This is a genomic window from Bacillus pinisoli, from assembly GCF_023036475.1.
In the GTDB taxonomy this organism is placed as follows: Bacteria; Bacillota; Bacilli; order Bacillales; family SA4; genus Bacillus_BS; species Bacillus_BS pinisoli.
Genome location: NZ_JAJQKI010000012.1, coordinates 56,651 through 78,754, shown reverse-complemented (window position 1 = coordinate 78,754; position 22,104 = coordinate 56,651). Strand labels below are relative to the sequence as shown.

General features: G+C 38.9%; 22 protein-coding genes. 21 read left to right on the top strand and 1 reads right to left on the bottom strand.

All coding sequences use genetic code 11. The features are described 5' to 3' along the window. Positions 1–13: 13 nt before the first annotated feature. The 4 genes from LT143_RS16040 (at position 14) to LT143_RS16025 (ending at position 6,556) form a co-directional block, all read left to right on the top strand. A complete protein-coding gene (locus tag LT143_RS16040) occupies positions 14–634 on the top strand; it encodes a TetR/AcrR family transcriptional regulator (RefSeq protein ID WP_246944511.1) in 621 nt (206 codons plus the stop codon). A 17-nt stretch (positions 635–651) separates the two neighbouring features. After that, a complete protein-coding gene (gene icmF, locus LT143_RS16035; RefSeq protein WP_246944509.1) occupies positions 652–3,897 on the top strand; it encodes a fused isobutyryl-CoA mutase/GTPase IcmF in 3,246 nt (1,081 codons plus the stop codon). 228 nt (positions 3,898–4,125) lie between these two features. Further along, a complete protein-coding gene (rpoE, locus tag LT143_RS16030) occupies positions 4,126–4,722 on the top strand; it encodes a DNA-directed RNA polymerase subunit delta (RefSeq protein ID WP_272495830.1) in 597 nt (198 codons plus the stop codon). A gap of 229 nt (positions 4,723–4,951) precedes the next feature. Continuing rightward, the gene (locus LT143_RS16025) at positions 4,952–6,556 is read left to right on the top strand and encodes a CTP synthase (RefSeq protein ID WP_246944506.1); all 1,605 of its coding nucleotides are present in this window, start codon (positions 4,952–4,954) and stop codon (positions 6,554–6,556) included. A 62-nt stretch (positions 6,557–6,618) separates the two neighbouring features. Here LT143_RS16025 and LT143_RS16020 read toward each other — a convergent pair whose 3' ends face one another. Then, complete coding sequence (locus LT143_RS16020; RefSeq protein ID WP_246944504.1) at positions 6,619–7,155, bottom strand: DUF2529 family protein; 537 nt, start codon at positions 7,153–7,155, stop codon at positions 6,619–6,621. 219 nt (positions 7,156–7,374) lie between these two features. On the opposite strand from LT143_RS16020, the gene LT143_RS16015 reads away from it, so the two are divergent. The 17 genes from LT143_RS16015 to LT143_RS15935 all read left to right on the top strand — a co-directional run bounded on the left by LT143_RS16015 (position 7,375) and on the right by LT143_RS15935 (position 22,029). Continuing rightward, positions 7,375–7,743, top strand: a complete 369-nt coding sequence (locus LT143_RS16015; protein WP_246944502.1) for a response regulator — start codon at positions 7,375–7,377, stop codon at positions 7,741–7,743. A gap of 253 nt (positions 7,744–7,996) precedes the next feature. Then, on the top strand, positions 7,997–8,854 hold the full coding sequence (locus LT143_RS16010; protein WP_246944500.1) for a class II fructose-bisphosphate aldolase: 858 nt from the start codon (positions 7,997–7,999) through the stop codon (positions 8,852–8,854). Positions 8,855–8,911: 57 nt separating this feature from the next. After that, positions 8,912–9,553 (top strand): fructose-6-phosphate aldolase, encoded by a 642-nt coding sequence (fsa, locus tag LT143_RS16005; protein ID WP_246944499.1) that lies wholly within the window; start codon positions 8,912–8,914, stop codon positions 9,551–9,553. Between the two features lie 304 nt (positions 9,554–9,857). Beyond that, the gene (locus tag LT143_RS16000; RefSeq protein WP_246944498.1) at positions 9,858–11,144 is read left to right on the top strand and encodes a UDP-N-acetylglucosamine 1-carboxyvinyltransferase; all 1,287 of its coding nucleotides are present in this window, start codon (positions 9,858–9,860) and stop codon (positions 11,142–11,144) included. 93 nt (positions 11,145–11,237) lie between these two features. After that, positions 11,238–12,206, top strand: coding sequence for a class II fructose-bisphosphatase (gene glpX, locus LT143_RS15995; protein WP_246944497.1), 969 nt, complete (start codon positions 11,238–11,240; stop codon positions 12,204–12,206). Positions 12,207–12,513: 307 nt separating this feature from the next. Then, positions 12,514–13,794: a transcription termination factor Rho gene (gene rho, locus LT143_RS15990; RefSeq protein ID WP_246944495.1), complete on the top strand. Its 1,281-nt coding sequence runs from the start codon at positions 12,514–12,516 to the stop codon at positions 13,792–13,794. Between the two features lie 174 nt (positions 13,795–13,968). Beyond that, complete coding sequence (rpmE, locus tag LT143_RS15985; protein WP_246944493.1) at positions 13,969–14,169, top strand: 50S ribosomal protein L31; 201 nt, start codon at positions 13,969–13,971, stop codon at positions 14,167–14,169. Positions 14,170–14,391: 222 nt separating this feature from the next. After that, on the top strand, positions 14,392–15,000 hold the full coding sequence (locus LT143_RS15980; protein ID WP_246944491.1) for a thymidine kinase: 609 nt from the start codon (positions 14,392–14,394) through the stop codon (positions 14,998–15,000). A 57-nt stretch (positions 15,001–15,057) separates the two neighbouring features. Continuing rightward, positions 15,058–15,498, top strand: a complete 441-nt coding sequence (locus tag LT143_RS15975; RefSeq protein ID WP_246944489.1) for a hypothetical protein — start codon at positions 15,058–15,060, stop codon at positions 15,496–15,498. Between the two features lie 166 nt (positions 15,499–15,664). Next, entirely contained in the window at positions 15,665–16,264 is a 600-nt protein-coding gene (locus LT143_RS15970) for a transposase (RefSeq protein WP_246944485.1), read from the top strand. A 103-nt stretch (positions 16,265–16,367) separates the two neighbouring features. Beyond that, positions 16,368–17,435, top strand: coding sequence for a peptide chain release factor 1 (gene prfA / locus LT143_RS15965; RefSeq protein ID WP_246944482.1), 1,068 nt, complete (start codon positions 16,368–16,370; stop codon positions 17,433–17,435). Continuing rightward, positions 17,436–18,293, top strand: coding sequence for a peptide chain release factor N(5)-glutamine methyltransferase (gene prmC, locus LT143_RS15960; protein ID WP_246944477.1), 858 nt, complete (start codon positions 17,436–17,438; stop codon positions 18,291–18,293). It abuts the gene before it with no gap. 263 nt (positions 18,294–18,556) lie between these two features. Next, positions 18,557–19,183 carry a stage II sporulation protein R gene (gene spoIIR / locus LT143_RS15955; RefSeq protein WP_246944474.1) on the top strand — a complete coding sequence of 209 codons (627 nt, stop codon included), beginning with the start codon at positions 18,557–18,559 and terminating at the stop codon, positions 19,181–19,183. Positions 19,184–19,262: 79 nt separating this feature from the next. Continuing rightward, positions 19,263–19,706 (top strand): GNAT family N-acetyltransferase, encoded by a 444-nt coding sequence (locus tag LT143_RS15950; RefSeq protein WP_246944472.1) that lies wholly within the window; start codon positions 19,263–19,265, stop codon positions 19,704–19,706. Between the two features lie 173 nt (positions 19,707–19,879). Next, entirely contained in the window at positions 19,880–20,926 is a 1,047-nt protein-coding gene (locus LT143_RS15945; RefSeq protein ID WP_246944470.1) for an L-threonylcarbamoyladenylate synthase, read from the top strand. Between the two features lie 68 nt (positions 20,927–20,994). Next, entirely contained in the window at positions 20,995–21,549 is a 555-nt protein-coding gene (locus LT143_RS15940) for a manganese efflux pump MntP (RefSeq protein ID WP_246944467.1), read from the top strand. Between the two features lie 30 nt (positions 21,550–21,579). Beyond that, entirely contained in the window at positions 21,580–22,029 is a 450-nt protein-coding gene (locus tag LT143_RS15935; protein WP_246944466.1) for a low molecular weight protein arginine phosphatase, read from the top strand. Positions 22,030–22,104 lie beyond the last annotated feature (75 nt).

Below are 22,104 nucleotides of genomic sequence, written 5' to 3'. Positions count from 1 at the left end.
GGCGGTGAGAAGGATGAAACAGAACGTTCATGCATCTGTGAAAGATGAACGTTTAGTCGAGATTAGAAGAAATCAAATGATTACAGGTGCTGTTTCCTTATTTAAAGAAAAGGGCTTCCACCGCACGACAACGAGAGAAATTGCCAAAGCAGCCGGGTTTAGCATTGGAACCCTCTATGAATATATAAGAAAAAAAGAAGATGTTCTGTACCTCGTTTGTGATCGTATTTACGATCAAGTCCGTGAACGGCTTAACCAGGACATCGACCCTAACCAAGGAAACATCGACAACCTAAAAAAAGCAATCTCTAACTATTTTATCGTAATGGATGAAATGCAGGACGAAGTACTCGTCATGTACCAAGAAGCGAAGTCCCTTACAAAAGACGCGCTTCCGTATGTCCTAAAAAAAGAGCTAGAAATGGTGGAGATGTTTGAATCTATTTTATCTAGCTGTGTAAAAAATGGGGAAATTAGCCTGACCGATCACGAAAGAAAACTCATCTCTCACAATATATTTGTTCAAGGACAAATGTGGGGATTTAGAAGATGGGTGCTACAAGGGCTATATACATTGGAAGAATATACAGAACTACAAATTCACAATTTGCTAGAAGGTATTCGCTCAAAATAGCAATAGGAGGTTTCATGATGGTCCAAATTTATAAACCTAAACACCATATACGTTTTGTTACCGCATCAAGTCTATTTGATGGACATGATGCTTCCATAAATATCATGCGTAGAATCATTCAATCTACTGGCGGAGAGGTCATCCATCTTGGCCATAATCGCTCGGTAGAAGAAGTAGTAACAGCAGCCATTCAAGAGGATGTTCAAGGAATTGCCATCTCATCCTACCAAGGAGGACATGTAGAATACTTTAAGTACATGTATGACTTGTTGAAAGAACGAAATGCTTCCCATATCCGAATCTACGGCGGTGGCGGAGGTGTAATCATTCCAAGAGAAATCAAGGAACTTCACGATTACGGGATTGCTCGTATCTTCTCACCGGAAGATGGGAGAAAGCATGGTTTACAAGGAATGATTAACCAGATGATAGAGGAGTGTGATTTTCCGACGGTCACCTCTATTGAAAATGAACTAGAGGGCTTACAAGAGGGAAACACTCAAGCAATTACTAGACTTATTACAATAGCAGAGAGCCAAGTGAGTGCAGAAACAAAACAACCAGACGCACAGGCTGTACTAGAAAAAGTAAAAGAGCTTGAGCAAAATGTACCGGTCCTTGGAATTACCGGAACTGGGGGAGCAGGAAAAAGTTCATTAACTGACGAGCTAGTTCGACGCTTCTTAAATGAAATACCAGAAATAAAAATTGCAGTCCTATCCGTTGATCCAACTAAGCAAAAAACGGGCGGAGCGCTATTAGGTGACCGAATTCGTATGAACGCAATCTTTAATCCAAGAGTTTTCATGCGAAGCTTAGCGACACGTGGATCAAAGTCCGAGCTTTCATTAGCCATTAAAGATGCCATCTCCGTTGTAAAAGCTGCAAATTTTGACTTAATCATCGTTGAAACGAGTGGAATTGGTCAGGGTGATGCAGAAATTACGGAGATCTGTGATGTATCCATGTATGTGATGACAAGTGAGTTTGGTGCTCCTTCACAGCTTGAAAAGATTGATATGATTGATTATGCAGACCTCATTGTCATTAATAAATTTGAGCGAAAAGGCTCAGAGGATGCAAAGAGTCAGGTTCAGAAGCAGTATCAGCGCAGTCATATGCTGTTTGAAACAGACCTTTCGGAAATGCCGGTTTATGGCACCATTGCAAGTCAGTTTAATGATAAAGGAACGAACTCCCTATTCGCTGCGTTAGTCGAAGTGATTAATCAAAAATGCGAAAAGCAATGGAGTTCCACTTTTTCAAAAGATAATGTAGTAGAAAAGCAAAACGTCATTATCCCAAACAATCGTCGTTATTACTTACGTGAAATTGCTGATGCTGTTCGAAACTATCATAAAAAATCTGAAGAGCAGGTAGAAGCGGCACGAAAGCTTTTCCAACTAGATGGGGCTATTGAAGCACTAGAAGGTCAAGAACAAACTGTCCTTGCTTTAAAAGAAGCTCGTGAAAAATTCGAGTTCAAGCTGTCACCAGAATCGAAAAAGCTAATTGAAACATGGCCGAAGGTAAGAGAAAGTTACTCTGGAAAAGAATATATTACAAAAGTTCGTGATAAAGAAATCGTGACGAAACTGACGACAAAGAGTTTATCAGGACTGGATATTCCAAAAGTAGTGTTACCGAAGTTTGCAGATTATGGTGAAATTCTACGTTGGATTTATAAAGAAAACGTTCCAGGTGCCTTTCCTTATACAGCAGGAGTATTCCCATTTAAGCGCGAGGGTGAAGATCCGAAACGTCAATTCGCAGGTGAAGGGACACCAGAAAGAACGAACCGTCGCTTCCACTATCTCTCTAAAGATGATACGGCTAAACGCTTAAGTACGGCTTTTGACTCTGTAACGTTATACGGAGAGGACCCAGATTATCGTCCTGATATTTACGGTAAAGTCGGGGAAAGTGGAGTTAATATATGTACACTAGAGGATATGAAAAAGCTGTATGACGGCTTTGATTTGTGCGCACCTTCTACTTCTGTATCCATGACTATTAATGGTCCAGCTCCTATTATATTAGCTATGTTCTTTAACACGGCCATTCACCAGCAGATCGAAAAACGTGAAAAAGAGCTTGGTCGAATTTTAACAGTGGAAGAATATATAGAAGTAAAAGAGTGGACATTGCAAACCGTTCGTGGAACCGTTCAAGCTGATATTTTAAAAGAGGACCAAGGGCAGAATACGTGTATTTTCTCAACGGAATTTGCACTTAGAATGATGGGGGATATTCAGCAATACTTCACGGATCATAAAGTAAGAAATTACTATTCTGTTTCTATTTCTGGCTATCATATTGCAGAAGCGGGCGCAAATCCGATTTCTCAATTAGCATTTACTCTGTCAAATGGATTTACCTATGTCGAATACTATTTAAGTCGTGGAATGAATATTGATGATTTTGCACCAAATCTATCATTCTTCTTTAGTAATGGTTTAGACCCTGAATATACGGTGATTGGCCGTGTCGCAAGAAGAATTTGGGCAGTAGTTATGAGAGAAAAGTATGGAGCAAACGAGCGCAGCCAAAAGCTAAAGTATCATGTTCAAACAAGCGGTCGTTCCCTACATGCTCAAGAAATTGATTTTAACGACATTCGTACTACGTTACAGGCTTTAATGGCAATCCATGACAACTGTAATTCGTTACACACAAATGCGTACGACGAAGCCATTACGACACCAACAGAAGAGTCGGTACGCCGAGCAATGGCCATTCAAATGATCATCACAAAAGAACATGGCCTGACTAAAAATGAAAACCCACTTCAAGGTGCTTTTATTATTGAAGAATTAACAGACCTTGTAGAAGAAGCTGTGCTACAAGAATTTGAAAGAATCAACGACCGTGGTGGCGTGCTTGGAGCAATGGAGACTCAATACCAACGTGGAAAAATACAAGAGGAATCCATGCACTACGAAATGAAAAAGCATTCTGGGGAGCTTCCAATCATCGGAGTAAATACCTACCTAAATCCAAACCCACCATCCGATGAAGACCTAGATAATATCGAGCTAGCCCGTGCTTCACAAGGAGAAAAAGAACAACAAATCAAAAACCTTACATCCTTCCATCAACAACATGAAGGCCAAGTAGAAGAAGCATTAAATAAATTGAAGAAAGTCGCAGTTACAGGCGGCAACATCTTCGAAGAATTACTAGAAACCGTCAAAGTAGCAAGTCTCGGCCAAATCACAAGAGCCCTCTACGAAGTAGGCGGACAATACAGAAGAAATATGTAAATCTATAAGCAACGGTCATAAGAGGAGTTGGTGAACTCCTCTTATTTTTTCGTCCATTCGACAAATTTCGGGTGGTGACAGGCACCGGTCGAAAAAAAACGTTACACATATATAGCATAATTGGTATATTTTTGTTTATAATGAAAAGTATGTTTGCTATAGGGTTTATTCTACATAATAGACTTTTAGAGGAAGTATACGAGGTATGGAGAAAGGGAGTGCTATGACTTGAGTTTAGCGAATTACTCACAGGAAGAAATTAAGCAGTTGTCAATGATTGAGCTGGCTTATGAAATAATGATTTCAGGGAACAAGCAAGCAATCGTCTTTAGTGATCTGTTTAAAGAAATTGTTAAGCTTCTAGAACTTTCAGAAGAAGAGGCTCAAAAACGTATATCACAATTTTATACGGACTTAAATATAGATGGACGCTTTATTGCAGTTGGAGAGAACAAGTGGGGACTAAGAAGTTGGTATCCATATGATCAAATTGAGGAAGAAATCATTCCAGCAGCGAAGCCGAAGAAGAAGCGTAAAGCTTCAGAAGATGATGAAGATGATCTAGACATCGACGGATTCGATGAAATCGATGAAGAAGATTATGATGAATTAGATGATCTAGACGAAGAAGAAGATCTTCTAGATGACGACGACGATGATGATGACGATGATGACGACGACGATTTAGATGATGATCTTCTAGATGAGGATGATTACGACTTAGACGAAGATCTTGAAGATGATCTAGACGATGACGATGAAGATTTAGACGACGAAGATGAGGATCTAGATGACTTCGATGATGAGGAAGATGACAACAAATAATCTCCTCTTGACTTTTTAATGGCCTGTCTATAAAATCATATTTGGGCTCTAGAAAAGCAGACGTTTAACACGTTAATTACAAAAGCAAAAATTGCTCCCTTTACAAAAAGGTGTAGCAGTTTTTGCTTTTTTTATTTTAAAAATCTAAAATTAAGGCATTTTATTAATAGAGTTGTTTACATAGAACTTCGACTAAGTAAGTGCCGTTAGACAGAGAAGGGGGATCAACATGACAAAATATATTTTTGTAACAGGTGGAGTTGTATCATCATTAGGAAAAGGAATCACAGCCGCTTCTTTAGGGAGACTATTAAAAAATAGAGGGTTAAATGTAACGATTCAAAAGTTTGATCCATATATAAATGTCGATCCTGGTACAATGAGTCCATATCAGCATGGTGAGGTTTTTGTTACGGATGATGGCGCAGAAACGGACCTAGACTTAGGACACTATGAGCGTTTTATTGATATTAACCTAACAAAATACTCGAACGTGACAACAGGTAAAATCTATTCAACGGTTCTGAAGAAGGAAAGACGTGGAGATTACCTAGGTGGTACAGTTCAGGTTATTCCTCATATTACAAACGAAATTAAAGAACGTGTATTCCGTGCGGGAAGAGAAACAAATGCAGATGTTGTTATTACTGAAATCGGTGGAACAGTAGGGGATATTGAATCACTTCCATTCCTAGAAGCCATTCGCCAAATCAAGAGTGATATCGGTCGCGATAATGTTATGTACATTCACTGTACATTAGTTCCTTATATTAAAGCAGCGGGTGAGTTAAAAACAAAGCCAACTCAACACAGCGTAAAAGAGCTTCGCAGCTTAGGGATTCAGCCAACGGTTATTGTCGTTCGTTCAGAAATGCCAATTTCACAAGATATGAAGGACAAGCTTGCTCTATTCTGTGATATCGATCCGAAAGCTGTCATTGAAGCACTTGATGCTGACACACTATACTCTGTTCCATTATCTTTACAAGCACAAGGTTTAGACCAAATTACGTGTGATCACCTAAAACTTAACTGCAACGAAGCGGATATGACAGAGTGGAAAGAACTTGTAACGAAAGTAACGAACCTTTCTAAGAAAACAAAAATCGGCTTAGTAGGAAAATATGTTGAGCTTCAAGATGCATATATTTCAGTAGTAGAAGCTCTACGCCATGCAGGTTATACGTTTGATAGTGATATTGAAGTAAAGTGGATCAATGCAGAACAAGTAAACACAGAAAATGTAAAAGAGTTACTAAATGACGTGGATGGAGTGTTAGTTCCAGGTGGATTCGGGGACCGTGGAATTGAAGGGAAAATCGCTGCCATTCAATATGCTCGTGAAAATAAGGTGCCATTCCTTGGAATCTGCTTAGGGATGCAACTTGCTTCCATTGAATATGCACGAAATGTTCTAGGTTTACGTGGGGCGCATTCAGCAGAAATTGATCCTAATACACCGTACCCAATTATTGACCTTCTACCAGAACAAAAAGACGTAGAAGACTTAGGTGGTACACTTCGTTTAGGTCTACAACCTTGTAAGCTACAAGAAGAAACATTGGCATTTACAGCTTACCAAGATGAAGTGATTTATGAGCGTCATCGTCACCGTTATGAGTTCAACAATCAATTCCGTCAACAAATGGAAGAGTCAGGTTTTGTTTTCTCAGGAACAAGTCCAGATGGTCGCCTTGTTGAAATCATTGAAATTAAAGATCACCCTTGGTTTGTGGCATCACAATTCCACCCAGAGTTTATCTCTAGACCAACTAGACCACAACCATTATTTAGAGATTTCGTACAAGCTTCATTACAGAACAGCGAAAAATAAAGATTATAACAAAACCCTCTTCCTTTTTCGGAGAGGGTTTTTATTATTTTCAGGAAGACAGTCTACTCTTCGTCATACTCCGCTAAAATTTCTTTAATCGTAAACATTAATCCGTAATAGGCATATATAGCAACCATTGTACTTGGTAATCCATATCGGCTACCATCCTCATCAGGAATAAGACCCTTGGTTAGATAACTGTTAATATGAACATCTGCCAATTGATGTAAGCCTTCTTCTTCTTCATTCACAATGCTTGAAACAGCTACCGTCAATACACCTTGTTCGGATAAGGATTTTATCAAGGTAATCGCCTGTTCATCATGTGCATAGCGAGCAAAAAGTAGTACCCGATCAAAGGGCTTGATCATAGCGGGTTTTCCATTTTCAACATAAGATTTAAATCCTTCTAGTTTTTCAGGTCCTGCAATAGCTGTCAGTTCAGCTGCTTTTAATTCTTCCATTCCATGCACATATACAGAGCCATCTCCTACTAACGCTTGAGACAGTAAACGAGCTCCCTCTTCCAAATGAAACTCTTCTTTTTCTTCTATCTTTTTAAAAACACCTTGTAACTGTGTCGAAAATATTTTTAACATGAACTCACCTCTACATTTATAGTTAAATGTATTATATCGAACTATGTAAAAAACATAAAAAGATAGAATTTAGTAGGAATTTGTCGGAAACTAATTTCGACAGAAAAAAGGATATTTAGATAAGAAGAGAGAATTACATGCAATAGCAAGGTATTCGTAACTGTCTTTGAACCGAAAAATCGGTCTTAATAGATAAAAACTAACTAGGAGTGTTAACAAATGAAAGAAAAAATACTTATTGTTGATGATCAATTTGGAATTAGAATTCTGTTAAATGAAGTTTTTCAAAAAGAAGGATACCAAACCTTTCAAGCTGCTAATGGGTATCAAGCACTTGAAATTGTCGATAAGCATTCTCCTGACTTAGTCCTGTTAGATATGAAAATTCCTGGAATGGACGGAATTGAAATCTTAAAAAGAATGAAGGCAGTTGACCAAGAAATTCGTGTAATCATTATGACAGCTTATGGTGAGCTAGATATGATTCAAGAAGCAAAAGACCTTGGTGCGATCACTCATTTTGCAAAGCCATTTGATATTGATGAAATCAGAGAGGCTGTTAAAAAGCACTTGCCAATCCGTTCTTAATCGGTTGAACATAGCTGTAGCCTTTAGCAAATAGTCCAGGGAGAGAAAATAGGGAACACCCCTAATTACCCTCTGGAATTATTTGCTTTTTAGGGCTAAACGGGGCGCTTGCGCCTTTTGTTCATAGTTGGTATGCTATGTACAGTTAAGCTTCAACATTCAACCTGTTACATATTTATCCTCGAAAATGAGAAAAATAGGCCAGATCGAATAATTAAGCTTAGGTAGTAGGATACATAAGGAGGACAAAATAATGCCTTTAGTTTCAATGAAAGAAATGCTAGAAAAAGCAAAAGCAGAAGGATATGCAGTAGGTCAATTTAACCTAAATAACCTTGAATTTACTCAAGCTATTCTGCAAGCTGCACAAGAAGAAAATTCACCTGTAATTCTAGGTGTTTCAGAAGGTGCTGCAAAATATATGGGTGGTTTCAAGACAATTGTTGGCCTTGTAAATTCTTTAATGGAAGAATACAAAGTAACAGTACCAGTAGCCATTCATCTTGACCACGGTTCAAGCTTTGAATCATGTGCAAAAGCGATTCATGCTGGATTCACGTCAGTAATGATTGACGCTTCTCATCATCCATTTGAAGAAAATATTGAAACAACTACAAAAGTAGTAGAACTTGCTCATTTCCACGGAGTTTCAGTAGAAGCTGAACTTGGTGTTGTAGGTGGACAAGAAGACGACGTTATTGCTGAAGGCGTAATCTATGCAGATCCTAAGGAATGTGAAGAGCTTGTGAACCGCACAGGTATTGATTGTCTAGCTCCAGCTCTTGGTTCTGTTCATGGACCTTATAAAGGTGAACCAAACCTTGGATTCAAAGAGATGGAAGAAATCGGGAAAGCAACAGGCGTTCCGTTAGTACTTCATGGTGGAACAGGAATCCCAACAAAGGATATTCAAAAAGCGATTTCTTTCGGTACGGCAAAAATTAACGTAAATACTGAAAACCAACTTGCGTCTGCTGCTAAAGTTCGTGAAGTACTAGAAGCAAATCCAAACATGTACGATCCACGTAAATATTTAGGACCAGCTCGCGATGCTATTAAAGAAACAGTTAAAGGAAAGATGAAAGAATTCGGTTCATCTAACCGCGCATAACTGAAAACCGCCTACCATAGGCGGTTTTTGCTATCATTTAAATAAGGGGGAAAAAACATGAAATTCTTTATTGATACAGCTAATATTGATGAGATTAAAGAAGCAAATGCGTTAGGTATTCTTTCAGGTGTTACAACGAATCCATCCCTTGTTGCAAAGGAAAAGGGAGTAAGTTTTGAAGATCGTCTTCGTGAAATTACGGCAGAAGTATCTGGTTCCGTCAGTGCAGAAGTAATTAGCTTAGATGCAGAAGGTATGATTAAAGAAGGTCGTGAGCTTGCAAAAATTGCGCCAAACATCACAATTAAGGTACCTATGACTCCAGACGGTTTAAAGGCAGTAAAGGTATTTAGTGAAGAAGGCATTAAGACAAATGTAACGCTAATCTTCTCTGCAAACCAAGCGTTGTTAGCAGCGAGAGCGGGAGCAACCTATGTATCTCCATTCCTAGGTAGACTTGATGATATCGGTCATGATGGCTTAGAGCTTGTTAGCAAGATTGCTGAAATCTTCATTGTACATAATCTTCCAACCGAAATTATTGCGGCTTCTATTCGTCATCCTCAACATATTACTGAAGCGGCTCTTCGAGGAGCTCATATTGCAACCGTACCACTAAAAGTCATTCTGCAACTTTTCAATCATCCTTTAACTGAAAAAGGCATTGAGCAGTTTCTAGCAGACTGGAATAATCGTTAATACATCACAGTAGAAGCGTTGGCTTCTGCTGTTTTTTTATGTAGAGCACCAAACCTATACAAAACGTTAAGTCCGAACAGGTCTTTCTGGAAATAAACAACTAATCTCAAGCACTTAATTTTGTATTCACTTCAACCAGACCATGATATGATGGTATGTAGTTTGGAAAAAAGTGACTAAGTAGATAATTTGTCGCAATTTTTCCTTTTGATTACATATTTTTTAAAATTTCGTGTAAACTAAGGGTTAAATGATAGGTTAAGTATATGTCCAGAGCCATAGAAAATATAGAAGGGAGTTCTATATGGAAAAGCTAAAAATCGAAGGTGGAAACAAATTAAATGGGACAGTTAGAGTGAGTGGAGCAAAAAATAGTGCAGTAGCTCTAATTCCTGCAACGATCTTGGCTGAATCTCCTGTAATAATAGATGGATTACCAAATATATCAGATGTACAAACGTTAGCTGACTTGTTAGAAGAGATTGGTGGAACGGTTTCTGTGAATGAAGGTGAGATTATTGTAGATCCTTCAAGAATGATCTCTATGCCACTGCCAAATGGAAAAGTGAAAAAGTTACGTGCTTCTTATTATCTAATGGGTGCTATGCTTGGTCGTTTTGGAAAAGCGGTTGTGGGCCTTCCGGGAGGATGTCACCTTGGACCTCGTCCGATTGACCAACATATCAAAGGTTTTGAAGCACTTGGGGCAACAGTGACAAATGAACAAGGCGCCATTTATTTACGTGCAGATGAATTAAAAGGGGCAAGAATTTATTTAGACGTGGTCAGTGTAGGTGCAACCATTAATATTATGCTTGCTGCCGTTAGAGCAAAAGGTCGGACAATCATTGAAAATGCGGCAAAAGAGCCTGAGATTATTGATGTTGCCACTCTATTAACAAGTATGGGAGCTAAAATTAAAGGTGCTGGGACAGATGTCATTCGTATCGATGGTGTAGAATCATTACAAGGGTGTCGACATAGTATTATCCCAGACCGTATTGAAGCAGGTACATACCTTATTTTAGGTGCAGCCATGGGTGAAGAGGTTGTCATTGATAACGTAATTCCACTGCATTTAGAATCATTAATTGCGAAGCTTCGTGAAATGGGCGTGTCCATCGAAACAAAGGATGATAAGATTTTGGTGAGAGGAAACGACACATTAAAAATGGTCGACATCAAAACACTTGTTTATCCTGGATTCCCAACGGATCTACAACAACCATTTACTTCTCTATTAACAAAAGCACAAGGATCTGGCGTCGTAACGGATACGATTTATGGCGCAAGATTTAAGCATATTGATGAACTTAGAAGAATGAATGCTTCGATAAAGGTAGAAGGTAGATCGGCAATTGTGAACGGACCGTCTTTATTACAAGGCGCTAAGGTTCGGGCAAGTGACCTTCGTGCAGGAGCAGCTCTTGTCGTAGCGGGTCTTATGGCAGAAGGGATTACAGAAGTAACAGGTCTTGAACATGTTGACCGTGGCTATGAAAACCTAGTCGAAAAACTAAATGGATTAGGCGCTGTAATCTGGAGAGAGAGTATGTCAGAACAAGAAATTGAACAACTTCAAAATTCTTAATATTTACCTATAAAAATATGTTATACTAATTGTGTAAATACACATTATTGGTATAACATATTTTTTTATATAGAATAAGGGGAGAGATCTGAGATGGAACGTAGTTTATCTATGGAGCTTGTTCGTGTAACAGAAGCAGCAGCACTTGCATCTGCTCGTTGGATGGGAAGAGGTCTAAAGAATGAAGCGGATGATGCAGCAACTTCTGCTATGCGTGATGTCTTTGATACGGTTCCAATGAAGGGAACTGTTGTCATCGGTGAGGGAGAAATGGACGAAGCGCCAATGCTCTATATTGGTGAGAAATTAGGTACAGGCTATGGACCAAGAGTGGATGTAGCAGTTGATCCTCTTGAAGGCACAAATATTGTTGCCACAGGGGGCTGGAATGCGCTAGCTGTTCTTGCCATTGCTGATCACGGTAATCTATTACATGCACCAGATATGTATATGGATAAAATTGCAGTAGGACCAGAAGCAGTCGGGAAAATCAATATTAACGCTTCTGTATTTGAAAACCTGCAGGCTGTGGCAAAGGCTAAAAATAAGGATATTGAAGATGTTGTGGCAACTGTTCTAAATAGACCTAGACATGAAAAAATTATCCGAGAAATTAGAGAAGCCGGGGCACGTATAAAATTAATTAATGACGGTGATGTTGCTGGAGCAATTAACACGGCTTTTGATCATACCGGTGTTGATATTTTATTTGGATCAGGCGGTGCGCCAGAGGGAGTTATTGCAGCGGTTGCGCTTAAATGTTTAGGCGGGGAAATTCAAGGAAAGCTTTTACCACAAACAGAAGAAGAGCTTATTCGTTGTCGTAAAATGGGAATTGAAGATGTAGACCGTATTCTTTATATGCATGACCTTGTTAAAGGTGATGATGCAATCTTCGCAGCAACCGGAGTAACAGACGGAGAGCTTTTACGAGGAGTGCAATTTAAAGGATCCATTGGTACAACTCAATCTCTAGTTATGCGCGCCAAGTCAGGGACAGTTCGATTTATTGATGGAAGACATAGCTTGCATAAAAAGCCTAATCTAGTAATTAAACCGTAGTAGAAATGAGGAGCTCCGACAAAATGTTACGAGCTCCTTGTTTTTTTGACAAGTAAAACTTGGACAAGCACGGAACTTGTCATATGTTTTATGTCTTTCAGCAGTTGATTAAAACGCTATGTTAAGGGTAAAATAGGAATTGCTACGTATTTTCATTCGCTTATCATACTTCTTCAACCTAACTTCGAAGAAATCTTCTTATTTCTTTTCCTTCCATCATTTAGGTCCGATTGTTTGAAAGTAAAGATGGATAACTTAAGCGCTTGCATGTAACGTACAATAATTATGTCAAAAGAGTGGTGTTCACATGAGTAATAGTCTTACTCTATCAAGTTTAGAAGAAATGAAATTAAAGGATTTATATGAACAGGCCCGTCATTTTAAGGTGTCATATTATAGCAAACTTACTAAAAAAGAATTAATATTCTCTATTTTAAAAGCACAGGCTGAGAAGGACGGCTTCATGTTCATGGAAGGTGTTCTAGAAATCATTCAGTCAGAAGGTTTTGGATTTTTAAGACCGATTAACTATTCACCGAGTTCAGAAGATATATATATTTCTGCGTCACAAATTAGACGTTTTGATTTGCGTAATGGTGATAAAGTATCAGGAAAAGTAAGACCGCCAAAAGAAAATGAGCGTTACTACGGTCTACTTCATGTGGAAGCGGTAAATGGTGATAATCCGGAATCCGCTAAGGAACGTGTTCATTTTCCAGCCTTAACTCCTTTATATCCAGATCGTCAAATCGTTCTGGAGACAAGCCCTACACAAACATCAACTAGAATTATGGATATGATTGCTCCAGTTGGATTTGGTCAGCGTGGATTAATTGTGGCGCCTCCAAAAGCAGGTAAAACGATGCTGATTAAAGAGATTGCCAATAGTATTACAACAAATCATCCTGATGCTGAATTGATTGTCCTTCTTGTTGATGAGCGACCAGAGGAAGTAACGGACATTGAACGTTCGGTTGCCGGTGATGTTGTAAGCTCAACATTTGATGAAGTGCCTGAAAATCATATTAAGGTAGCAGAACTTGTTCTTGAGCGTGCAATGAGATTGGTTGAACATAAAAAGGACGTTATCATTTTAATGGACAGTATTACTCGTTTAGCGAGAGCTTATAATCTTGTCATCCCACCAAGTGGTAGAACACTTTCAGGGGGAATTGATCCAGCTGCTTTCCACCGTCCAAAACGTTTCTTTGGTGCAGCCCGTAACATTGAAGAGGGTGGTAGCTTAACAATCCTAGCAACTGCTCTAGTCGATACAGGTTCACGTATGGATGATGTTATCTATGAAGAATTTAAAGGGACAGGAAATATGGAATTGCATTTAGATCGTTCTCTTGCAGAAAAGAGAATATTCCCTGCCATTGATATTCGTCGTTCTGGTACAAGAAAAGAAGAGTTATTAATTTCGAAAGATCATTTAGAGAAGCTTTGGACCATTAGAAGAGGTCTTACTGACTCACCTGACTTTGTTGAGCGTTTCTTACGTCGTCTGCGTCAATCAAAGACAAATGCCGAATTCTTTCAGATGATGGAAGAAGACAAAAAAGGCTTGAGTTCTAATCGCTCATAATTTGGTAAGAAGTCTATCTTTTAAGACGGTTGCAAAAGAAGCACTGTCCTGATATAATTTCCTCATGTGTGATTTTAGTAGTGAGATATATGCATCTTGCTATGATCTCACTTACGTTATGAAAACTTACTCTGATTCAAAAACGGTTTCAGGGCAGAAGGAGATGAAAAGAACATGAAACAAGGAATTCACCCAAACTATAAGAAGATTATGGTTAAGTGTGCTTGCGGAAACGAATTTGAAAGCGGATCTGTATTAAATGAGTTAAAGGTTGAGGTTTGCTCAGAATGTCACCCATTTTATACTGGACGTCAAAAGTTCGCTAGTGCAGATGGTCGTGTAGATAGATTCAACAAGAAATATGGTCTTAAGTAATAATATCTTTTGATATTTTAGCTTTACCCATATGAGAAGATAGGCAGGCAAGTGTTCATCCCTTGCTTGCCTTTTTACTTGAAGAAAATTCGAAAATACTTAGATATAAATTGGAAATGAAATATACACATTCCCTGGTTAGGAAAACAGGTATAATAATAAATATAGTCATTCATTAAGTAACAAAAACGTGAAGACGAGAAGAAAGGGAGAGACCGTCTTATGTATGAAATGAGAAAAAGTGGTTGGATCGAGGTCATCTGTGGAAGTATGTTTTCAGGAAAATCGGAGGAACTCATTCGACGTGTGAAGCGTACACAATATGCCAAACAACAGGTGCTGGTATTTAAACCGGCTATTGATAATAGATACAGCGAAGAAAACGTAGTTTCACATAACGGTACGGCTGTACAAGCCCGCCCAGTTTCATCTTCTCGTGACATTTTAAAGCAGACTACAGCGGATGTGGATGTTGTAGCCATCGATGAGGTACAATTTTTTGATGAGTATATTGGTGAGGTAGCTCAACAATTAGCGAACCAAGGTCATCGTGTCATTGTGGCAGGTCTTGATCAAGACTTTAGAGGTGAGCCTTTTGGTCCGGTTCCGGATTTATTAGCGGTTGCGGAACATGTGACAAAGCTTCAAGCGGTTTGTTCATCTTGCGGGTCTCCAGCAAGTAGAACGCAGCGTCTAATTAACAATGAACCAGCATCATATGATGACCCTATTATTTTGGTAGGTGCATCTGAATCATATGAGCCACGTTGCAGACATTGTCATGAAGTGAGAAACACACCTTCACTTATAAAAGCAACATTAAATTCATAATATTTTCCATGTAAAGCAGCTTTCACTCAGGGTAATCCTACTAGTAGGAGGGATATCATGAGAATAAAGCTGCTTTTATTTTGGTGTATTATTCTACTACTAGCCGGTTGTAGCAATGTAAAAACCACCCAAGACCAAAATGGTGCTAACTTAATGAGCTATGACGGTGGAATAGATGGCTTCTATGAACGTGACCTTGATGACGATGGAGCGTTCCCAAATAACCAAAGTTCAACAAACTATATAGAACTCACAGAAGATCGCCCAACTATCGGAACAGACCAAGATAAAATTAGAGAAGTCGTTGATACATTTGACGGGGTAACCCCTGGATCTGTATTCATAAACGGAAATAAAGCTTATGTCACTGTACACTCTACTGATTCATACTCCGAAAAAGAGCGAGACAAGCTGCGTCATAAGTTACTTCATGACATTACCAAAGCCGTGCCACGCTATCAAATTCTTGTGCGTGTTCATGACGGAGACGGGGAGTAACAAAAAAAACAGGTGGTGACATAAATCGGGTGGTGACAGGCACCACCCGATTTATGTCGATTTTTCTTGCAGGAATTTTAAAGATTTAATAGAAATACTTAAAGATCTTCCAACAGTATTGTTTTCGTGCGCACACATCACACCTAAATAAAATAGAGGTGAAAGAATGGCAAGAAAAAGACGTGTGTGGCATCCAGAGATGATTTATCATGTCGTTTCCCGTGGGAATCGAAGGGATGCTTTATATTTAGACGCTAAAGATCATAAAACATTTTTGTGCATCCTCAACCAAACGCACCTAACATGCCCCGTTCAGATTTACTCGTATTGCATGATGACAAATCATTATCACCTTCTCATTAAATCTCCTTTATATTCAATTTCAATGGTTATGGCAATGATTAATAAGAGGTATGCAAGTTATTTTAATAATCGCTATAGATTGACTGGACATGTATTTGAATCGCGGTTTTTTAGTGAGCCCGTGATCTCAAAGCATGGGTTATTAGAGGTAAGTCGTTATATCCATTGGAATCCTGTTACCGCTGGGGTGGTTCGCTCACCACATGACTATGAATGGAGTAGTTATCGTTATTATGGCTCTAGAAAGGTAAAGCCCCCTCGCTTTTTTGAGCCCAATTGGATTTTGGAGCATTTCCATGGTTCACAGAAAGAAGGAAATGAGAAATATAGGTTCTATTGTATGCTAGCGGATGATGAGCAACGAAAGGAGTTTTTGGCAAGGGAGATGGTGAATACGAGATAAAGAAAATTCGACAAGTGCCTGTCACCACCCGAGTTTGCTTTGACTACCTATTTTCTCTATACTATAATTAGAATGTTATGGCTAAAAAATGAGGTGAATGATTGTGTTAGATCGATTACAATCTGTTGAAGATCGTTACGAGAGACTGAATGAGCTATTAAGTGATCCAGATATCGTAAATGATCCAAAGAAACTGCGTGAATATTCTAAGGAACAATCTGATATACAAGATACCGTTATGGCGTATCGTGAATATAAAGATGTGCACGAGCAGCTGCAAGATGCAAAGGCGATGCTTGAAGAAAAGCTAGATGCTGAAATGCGTGAAATGGTAAAGATGGAAATTAATGAATTAGAAGACCGTGAAGAAGAGCTTACGGAACGTTTACGTATTTTACTTTTACCGAAGGATCCGAATGATGACAAAAACGTTATCGTTGAGATTCGTGGGGCAGCTGGTGGAGATGAGGCTGCTTTATTTGCTGGTGATTTGTATCGTATGTATTCACGTTTTGCAGAAGCGCAAGGCTGGAAGACAGAGGTTATCGAAGCTTCTTCTACAGGTGTCGGTGGATATAAGGAAATTATTTTCATGATTAACGGAAAAGGTGCTTACTCAAAATTGAAGTTTGAGAATGGTGCCCACCGTGTTCAACGTGTACCGGAAACTGAATCTGGTGGACGTATTCATACTTCTACTGCAACGGTAGCAGCGCTTCCGGAAGCTGAAGAAGTAGAAGTGGACATTCATGAAAAAGATATTCGTGTAGATACGTTTGCTTCAAGTGGAGCAGGTGGACAGTCCGTTAATACAACGATGTCGGCAGTACGTCTTACGCACATTCCAACCAACACAGTTGTTTCTTGTCAGGACGAAAAGTCTCAAATTAAGAATAAAGAAAAAGCGATGAAGGTATTACGTGCACGTGTTTACGATAAAATTCAAAGAGAAGTACAGGCAGAACTAGATGCAACTCGTAAGTCTGCTGTTGGTACAGGTGACCGTTCGGAACGTATTCGTACGTATAACTTCCCGCAAAACCGTGTAACGGACCACCGCATTGGTCTAACGATTCAAAAATTAGATCAAATTCTTCAAGGGAAGCTTGATGAAGTAATTGATACGTTAATTATGGAAGATCAGGCATCACGCATGGAGCAAGCAGAATAAATGTTTACAAAAGTGTATGAAGCCCTAAACTGGGCTTCTTCTTTTTTAGAAGAAGCAGGACGAGAAGCGAAAGCGGGAGAGCTTCTCTTGCTACATATTTTAAAGATGAACAGAACGCAACTTTTTATGGAAATGAGAGCAGACCTAACCGAGGAGCAGCGAGAAGAATTTATGAAATCCGTTCAACTCCATCGTAACGGGATACCGGTTCAACATATTATAGGACACGAGGAATTCTACGGACGTCGATTTGAAGTCAACCCGGAAGTATTAATACCGAGACCAGAAACAGAAGAATTGGTGTTAGGTGTTCTTGATCGATTAAAGGAACACTTCCCTGAAAACGAAAAAATATCGTTAGTTGATGTTGGAACAGGCAGTGGTGCGATTGCCATTACTCTATCATTAGAAGAGCCGCGCCTAGAAACGTTTGCTATAGATATTGCTGAGGTTTCATTGGAAGTGGCACGACAAAATGCTCAACAACTACATGCAGACGTGAATTTTATGTGTGGTGATTTATTATCACCTATAAAAGAAATCAGTAAAAAGATAGATGTAGTTGTATCCAATCCTCCCTATATACCAAATGATGAACTTCTTTCCGATGTTGTAAAAGATCATGAGCCACATCGAGCTCTTTTCGGAGGACAAGATGGACTTGATTTTTACCGTCGCTTTATGACGGAGCTGCCTGAAGTATTAAACGATAAATCACTAGTAGCTTTTGAAGTTGGAGTTGGCCAAGGTGAAGTGGTCGCTTCAATGTTAAGAGCCACGTTCCCAACAGCTACTGTTGAAGTCAAGGATGACATTAACGGTAAAGACCGAATGGTATTTGCTTTGGTTCAAAACTAGTTTTATGCAATTAATTCACGTTTCTGTGCAATTCGGACGAACTAGTGTGCAATTACTCTCAAGTTCTATGCGATTTTTTAAAACAACTGTGCAATGCACTAAATCTACTACTAAAAAACGACCTTGTTCTAACCAGCAAGGTCGTTTTTTTTTCACAATTCCTCCCCTCAGTAAATATTTCTACTAAAAAAATCTAAGATTACTAGTTTAAGATGTTACTTTTCTGTCTAGACTGTTCTACTGAAGGGATGGTGCAGAGGAAAATGAGAAAACATACAAAACTTGCTATTATATATATTTTATTATTATTTATAGGTGCTACATTAACAGTGAATATGAAACCGGTAGAGGCAGAGGTGACGGTACCGGTCGTGATACCAGATGAAGCAATTCGACTTAGAATACTAGCAAATAGTAATTCAGATGAGGATCAAGTATTAAAGGAAAAGGTTCGAGATGAGGTAAACAAGGAGATTACAGTTTGGGTTGAGGAGTTAACATCAATCCAAGCGGCTAGAGATCTCATTCAAAGTCGTCTTGGTGACATTGAGCAAATTGTAGAAAAGGTGTTACAAGAAGAGAATAGTGATTTTGAATATACGGTTGGCTACGGAAAGCAAGTCAAGTTTCCTACTAAACTATATGGCTCTTATCTTTATCCGGCTGGTGAATATGAGGCAATCCTCATTACGATTGGAGAGGGTCAAGGTAATAACTGGTGGTGTGTCCTGTTCCCTCCACTTTGTTTCTTGGACTTTGGAAATGGTGAAGCGGTTGATGCAGCAGAGGGTGAATCAAAAGAAAATAATGTACAAGTAGTAGTTGAAGAAGAACCAGAAGTAGAAGTGAAATTCTTCGTAGTAGAATGGTTATCTAAACTTTTTAGTTAAACAATCTAGTAAAATGGTCTATTTTTTCCACAACTCTCATAGTTTAGTACTAAAGAACAATGATGAGGGGGAAAGAAAGATGACAACCATTATTCGTACGGCAGAACCAAAAGATTTAGGAGAAATGATGTCATTCTTAGGACAGGCTCAAGTGAGTACAAAAGGATTGGCTGAGCAGATTGATCATTTTATCGTATTAGAGGATTTAGAAGGAACGATGCTTGGTACATTAGGCATTCAGCGAATCGAACAGGATGGATTACTAAGATCTCTAGTGATTTCACCCAAAGCTGAACAAACAACCATTCTTGATATGTTTCAACAAATATTAAAACTAGCAAAAGAAAAAGAACTAAGACGCTTGTACTTGGCGACAAATAAAATTGTATCGATTGAATTCTTTACATTACTAGGGTTTCGCAAAACAGAAAAGCATGAATTACCGAGCTATATACTAGAAGCAGACCATGTGGTTGACTCATTAGCGTTAGAAGAAACAGTTATCATGGAGTTTGTAATCTGAGTTATCCACTAAGTTATACACAATAGGGGAGAGTTATCCACAGAATTGTGGAAAACTCTCCTCTTTTTGTGTATAAGTAGCTCTATTTTTATGAAAATAGGTAGTAATGTTTATAATTTGAATCAATTATGTTTTAATAGTGTAAGAAATTTCTCGTACTAGAGGTGTTTAGAATGGAAACAAAGAAATGGGTTGTGGATATAGAGGGTAATTTATCCACAACTTATCCACATATTAAGGAAGCAGCTGAACTCTTGAAGAAAAATGAAGTCATTGCTTTTCCGACAGAAACGGTTTACGGGTTGGGGGGGAATGCTAAAGAGACAGAAGCTGTTAACAAAATCTTTCAAGCGAAAGGTAGACCTAGTGACAACCCGTTAATTGTTCATATTGCCGACCAGGCCCAACTCCAAGAATTTGTATCAACAGTTCCAACTGTTGCTCAAAAGCTAATGGACCACTTTTGGCCTGGCCCATTAACAATCATTTTACCAGCCATTAAAGACGTGGTATCAGAAAGAGTAACAGCAGGGTTATCCACAGTGGGGGTTAGAATGCCAGATCATCCTGTAGCTCTTGCTCTATTAAAAGAAGCAGGATTGCCTTTAGCTGCACCAAGCGCTAATTTGTCAGGAAAGCCAAGTCCTACTTCAGCCAAACATGTCTGGAAGGATTTAAATGGTAGAATTGCAGGAATTGTGGATGGTGGGATAACGGGGGTTGGTTTAGAATCAACAGTCATTGATTGTACGAGCGTACCACCTATCATTTTAAGACCAGGCGGCGTAACAAAGGAACAAATACAACAGGTGATCGGAGAGGTGAACATTGATCCAGCTTTAACAAAAGAGGATGAGGCACCTAAATCTCCTGGAATGAAGTATACACACTATGCACCACAGGCTCCTCTGCAGATTTTTGATGGTAGCGTTACATTTGTTCAAGAAGCAGTGAATCGAAGTAAGAGTTCTGGTCGTAAGGTTGGTGTGTTAGCAACCGATGAAACGAAGCAACAATACGAGGCAGATGTCGTCATCTCTTGTGGATCCAGATCCGACTTATCCACAATTGCTAACCGGTTATATGATTCATTACGAGCTTTTGATGAAACAGATGTAGATATCATTATTAGTGAATCTTTCCCTAAAACAGGTATTGGTGAAGCAATAATGAACCGTCTTGAAAAAGCAGCAACACTTCCAATCCAGCGAGAAGAATAAATTTTCTTCTATTTTCACTTGGACTTGCATAAGTTGAAGTAGCAAGTCCAAGGAGGTTGGAAATAGAGATGTCATCTATATCAGGAGAAGTACTAACATTATTCATTATGGCATTTGCACTAGGAATGGACGCCTTTTCTGTTGGGCTTGGAATGGGATTAATTCCACTTCGATTAAAACAGATTTTTTACATAGGAATTACAATTGGCCTTTTTCATGTATGGATGCCATTAGTGGGAATTGTAATTGGTAGCTTTTTGTCAGATCAATTCGGAAATATAGCGTCTATTGTAGGTGGAGTGCTGTTACTACTGTTAGGAATCCAAATGATTATATCTTCCTTCAAAAAGGATGATGAGCCAATGATTACACCAAAGGGCTTTGGGTTACTCATTTTTGCGCTCAGTGTTAGCCTAGATAGTTTTTCTGTTGGATTAAGTCTTGGGATCTATAAGGTTCCTGCCATACTAGCGATTTTAATGTTCGGCTTTGTCAGCATGGTGTTAACATGGGCTGGTTTGTTACTAGGAAGAAGAGTACAGGAGTGGCTGGGCTCTTATGGTGAGGCGCTAGGGGGAAGTATTTTATTTGCATTTGGAATCAAACTATTATTACCTTTATAGAGAGCGCTTTTTTAGGAAGGAGTTTTATGTTTGATCAACCTGTTGTTTGTATGTACAGGAAATACGTGTAGAAGTCCGATGGCTGAGGCCATTGCTAAACAACATGCACAAGAAATGAATATAAAGTCAGCGGGCGTTTTCGCTGCAGATGGAAGTCCAGCTTCTACAAATACAGTCGAGGTACTAACGGAGAAGGGTATTACAATAGACCATTCTGCAAAGCTTTTAACAAAAGAGCTTGTGGACTGGGCGAATTATATTTTTACGATGACTCATTCACATAAGCAACTTGTCATGAAGCAGTTTCCTGACTCTTTGCCGAAAGTGTATACGTTAAAAGAGTTTAGCCTTAATCAGCTAGGGGATGTGGTCGACCCTTTTGGAGGACCGATTGAGGTGTATCGTGAAACCTATCAAGAGCTGAATGAAAGTATCCAAGCTTTAGTAAAGCAGCTTGAAAAGGATCATAATAAATTCTAAGCCTGGCGAAAAGCCATTTGATAATACGTAAAAAACGCTTTAGTATAGAGGTAGCAAGATATATAGATGAGGTGT

Coding starts and splice junctions, on each gene's coding strand:
- LT143_RS16040 (WP_246944511.1), top strand. CDS start 14: ATGAAACAGAACGTTCATGCATCTGTGAAAGATGAACGTTTAGTCGAG.
- icmF (WP_246944509.1), top strand. CDS start 652: ATGGTCCAAATTTATAAACCTAAACACCATATACGTTTTGTTACCGCA.
- LT143_RS16025 (WP_246944506.1), top strand. CDS start 4,952: ATGACAAAATATATTTTTGTAACAGGTGGAGTTGTATCATCATTAGGA.
- LT143_RS16020 (WP_246944504.1), bottom strand. CDS start 7,155: ATGTTAAAAATATTTTCGACACAGTTACAAGGTGTTTTTAAAAAGATA.
- LT143_RS16015 (WP_246944502.1), top strand. CDS start 7,375: ATGAAAGAAAAAATACTTATTGTTGATGATCAATTTGGAATTAGAATT.
- LT143_RS16010 (WP_246944500.1), top strand. CDS start 7,997: ATGCCTTTAGTTTCAATGAAAGAAATGCTAGAAAAAGCAAAAGCAGAA.
- fsa (WP_246944499.1), top strand. CDS start 8,912: ATGAAATTCTTTATTGATACAGCTAATATTGATGAGATTAAAGAAGCA.
- LT143_RS16000 (WP_246944498.1), top strand. CDS start 9,858: ATGGAAAAGCTAAAAATCGAAGGTGGAAACAAATTAAATGGGACAGTT.
- glpX (WP_246944497.1), top strand. CDS start 11,238: ATGGAACGTAGTTTATCTATGGAGCTTGTTCGTGTAACAGAAGCAGCA.
- rho (WP_246944495.1), top strand. CDS start 12,514: ATGAGTAATAGTCTTACTCTATCAAGTTTAGAAGAAATGAAATTAAAG.
- rpmE (WP_246944493.1), top strand. CDS start 13,969: ATGAAACAAGGAATTCACCCAAACTATAAGAAGATTATGGTTAAGTGT.
- LT143_RS15980 (WP_246944491.1), top strand. CDS start 14,392: ATGTATGAAATGAGAAAAAGTGGTTGGATCGAGGTCATCTGTGGAAGT.
- LT143_RS15975 (WP_246944489.1), top strand. CDS start 15,058: ATGAGAATAAAGCTGCTTTTATTTTGGTGTATTATTCTACTACTAGCC.
- LT143_RS15970 (WP_246944485.1), top strand. CDS start 15,665: ATGGCAAGAAAAAGACGTGTGTGGCATCCAGAGATGATTTATCATGTC.
- prmC (WP_246944477.1), top strand. CDS start 17,436: ATGTTTACAAAAGTGTATGAAGCCCTAAACTGGGCTTCTTCTTTTTTA.
- spoIIR (WP_246944474.1), top strand. CDS start 18,557: ATGAGAAAACATACAAAACTTGCTATTATATATATTTTATTATTATTT.
- LT143_RS15950 (WP_246944472.1), top strand. CDS start 19,263: ATGACAACCATTATTCGTACGGCAGAACCAAAAGATTTAGGAGAAATG.
- LT143_RS15945 (WP_246944470.1), top strand. CDS start 19,880: ATGGAAACAAAGAAATGGGTTGTGGATATAGAGGGTAATTTATCCACA.
- LT143_RS15940 (WP_246944467.1), top strand. CDS start 20,995: ATGTCATCTATATCAGGAGAAGTACTAACATTATTCATTATGGCATTT.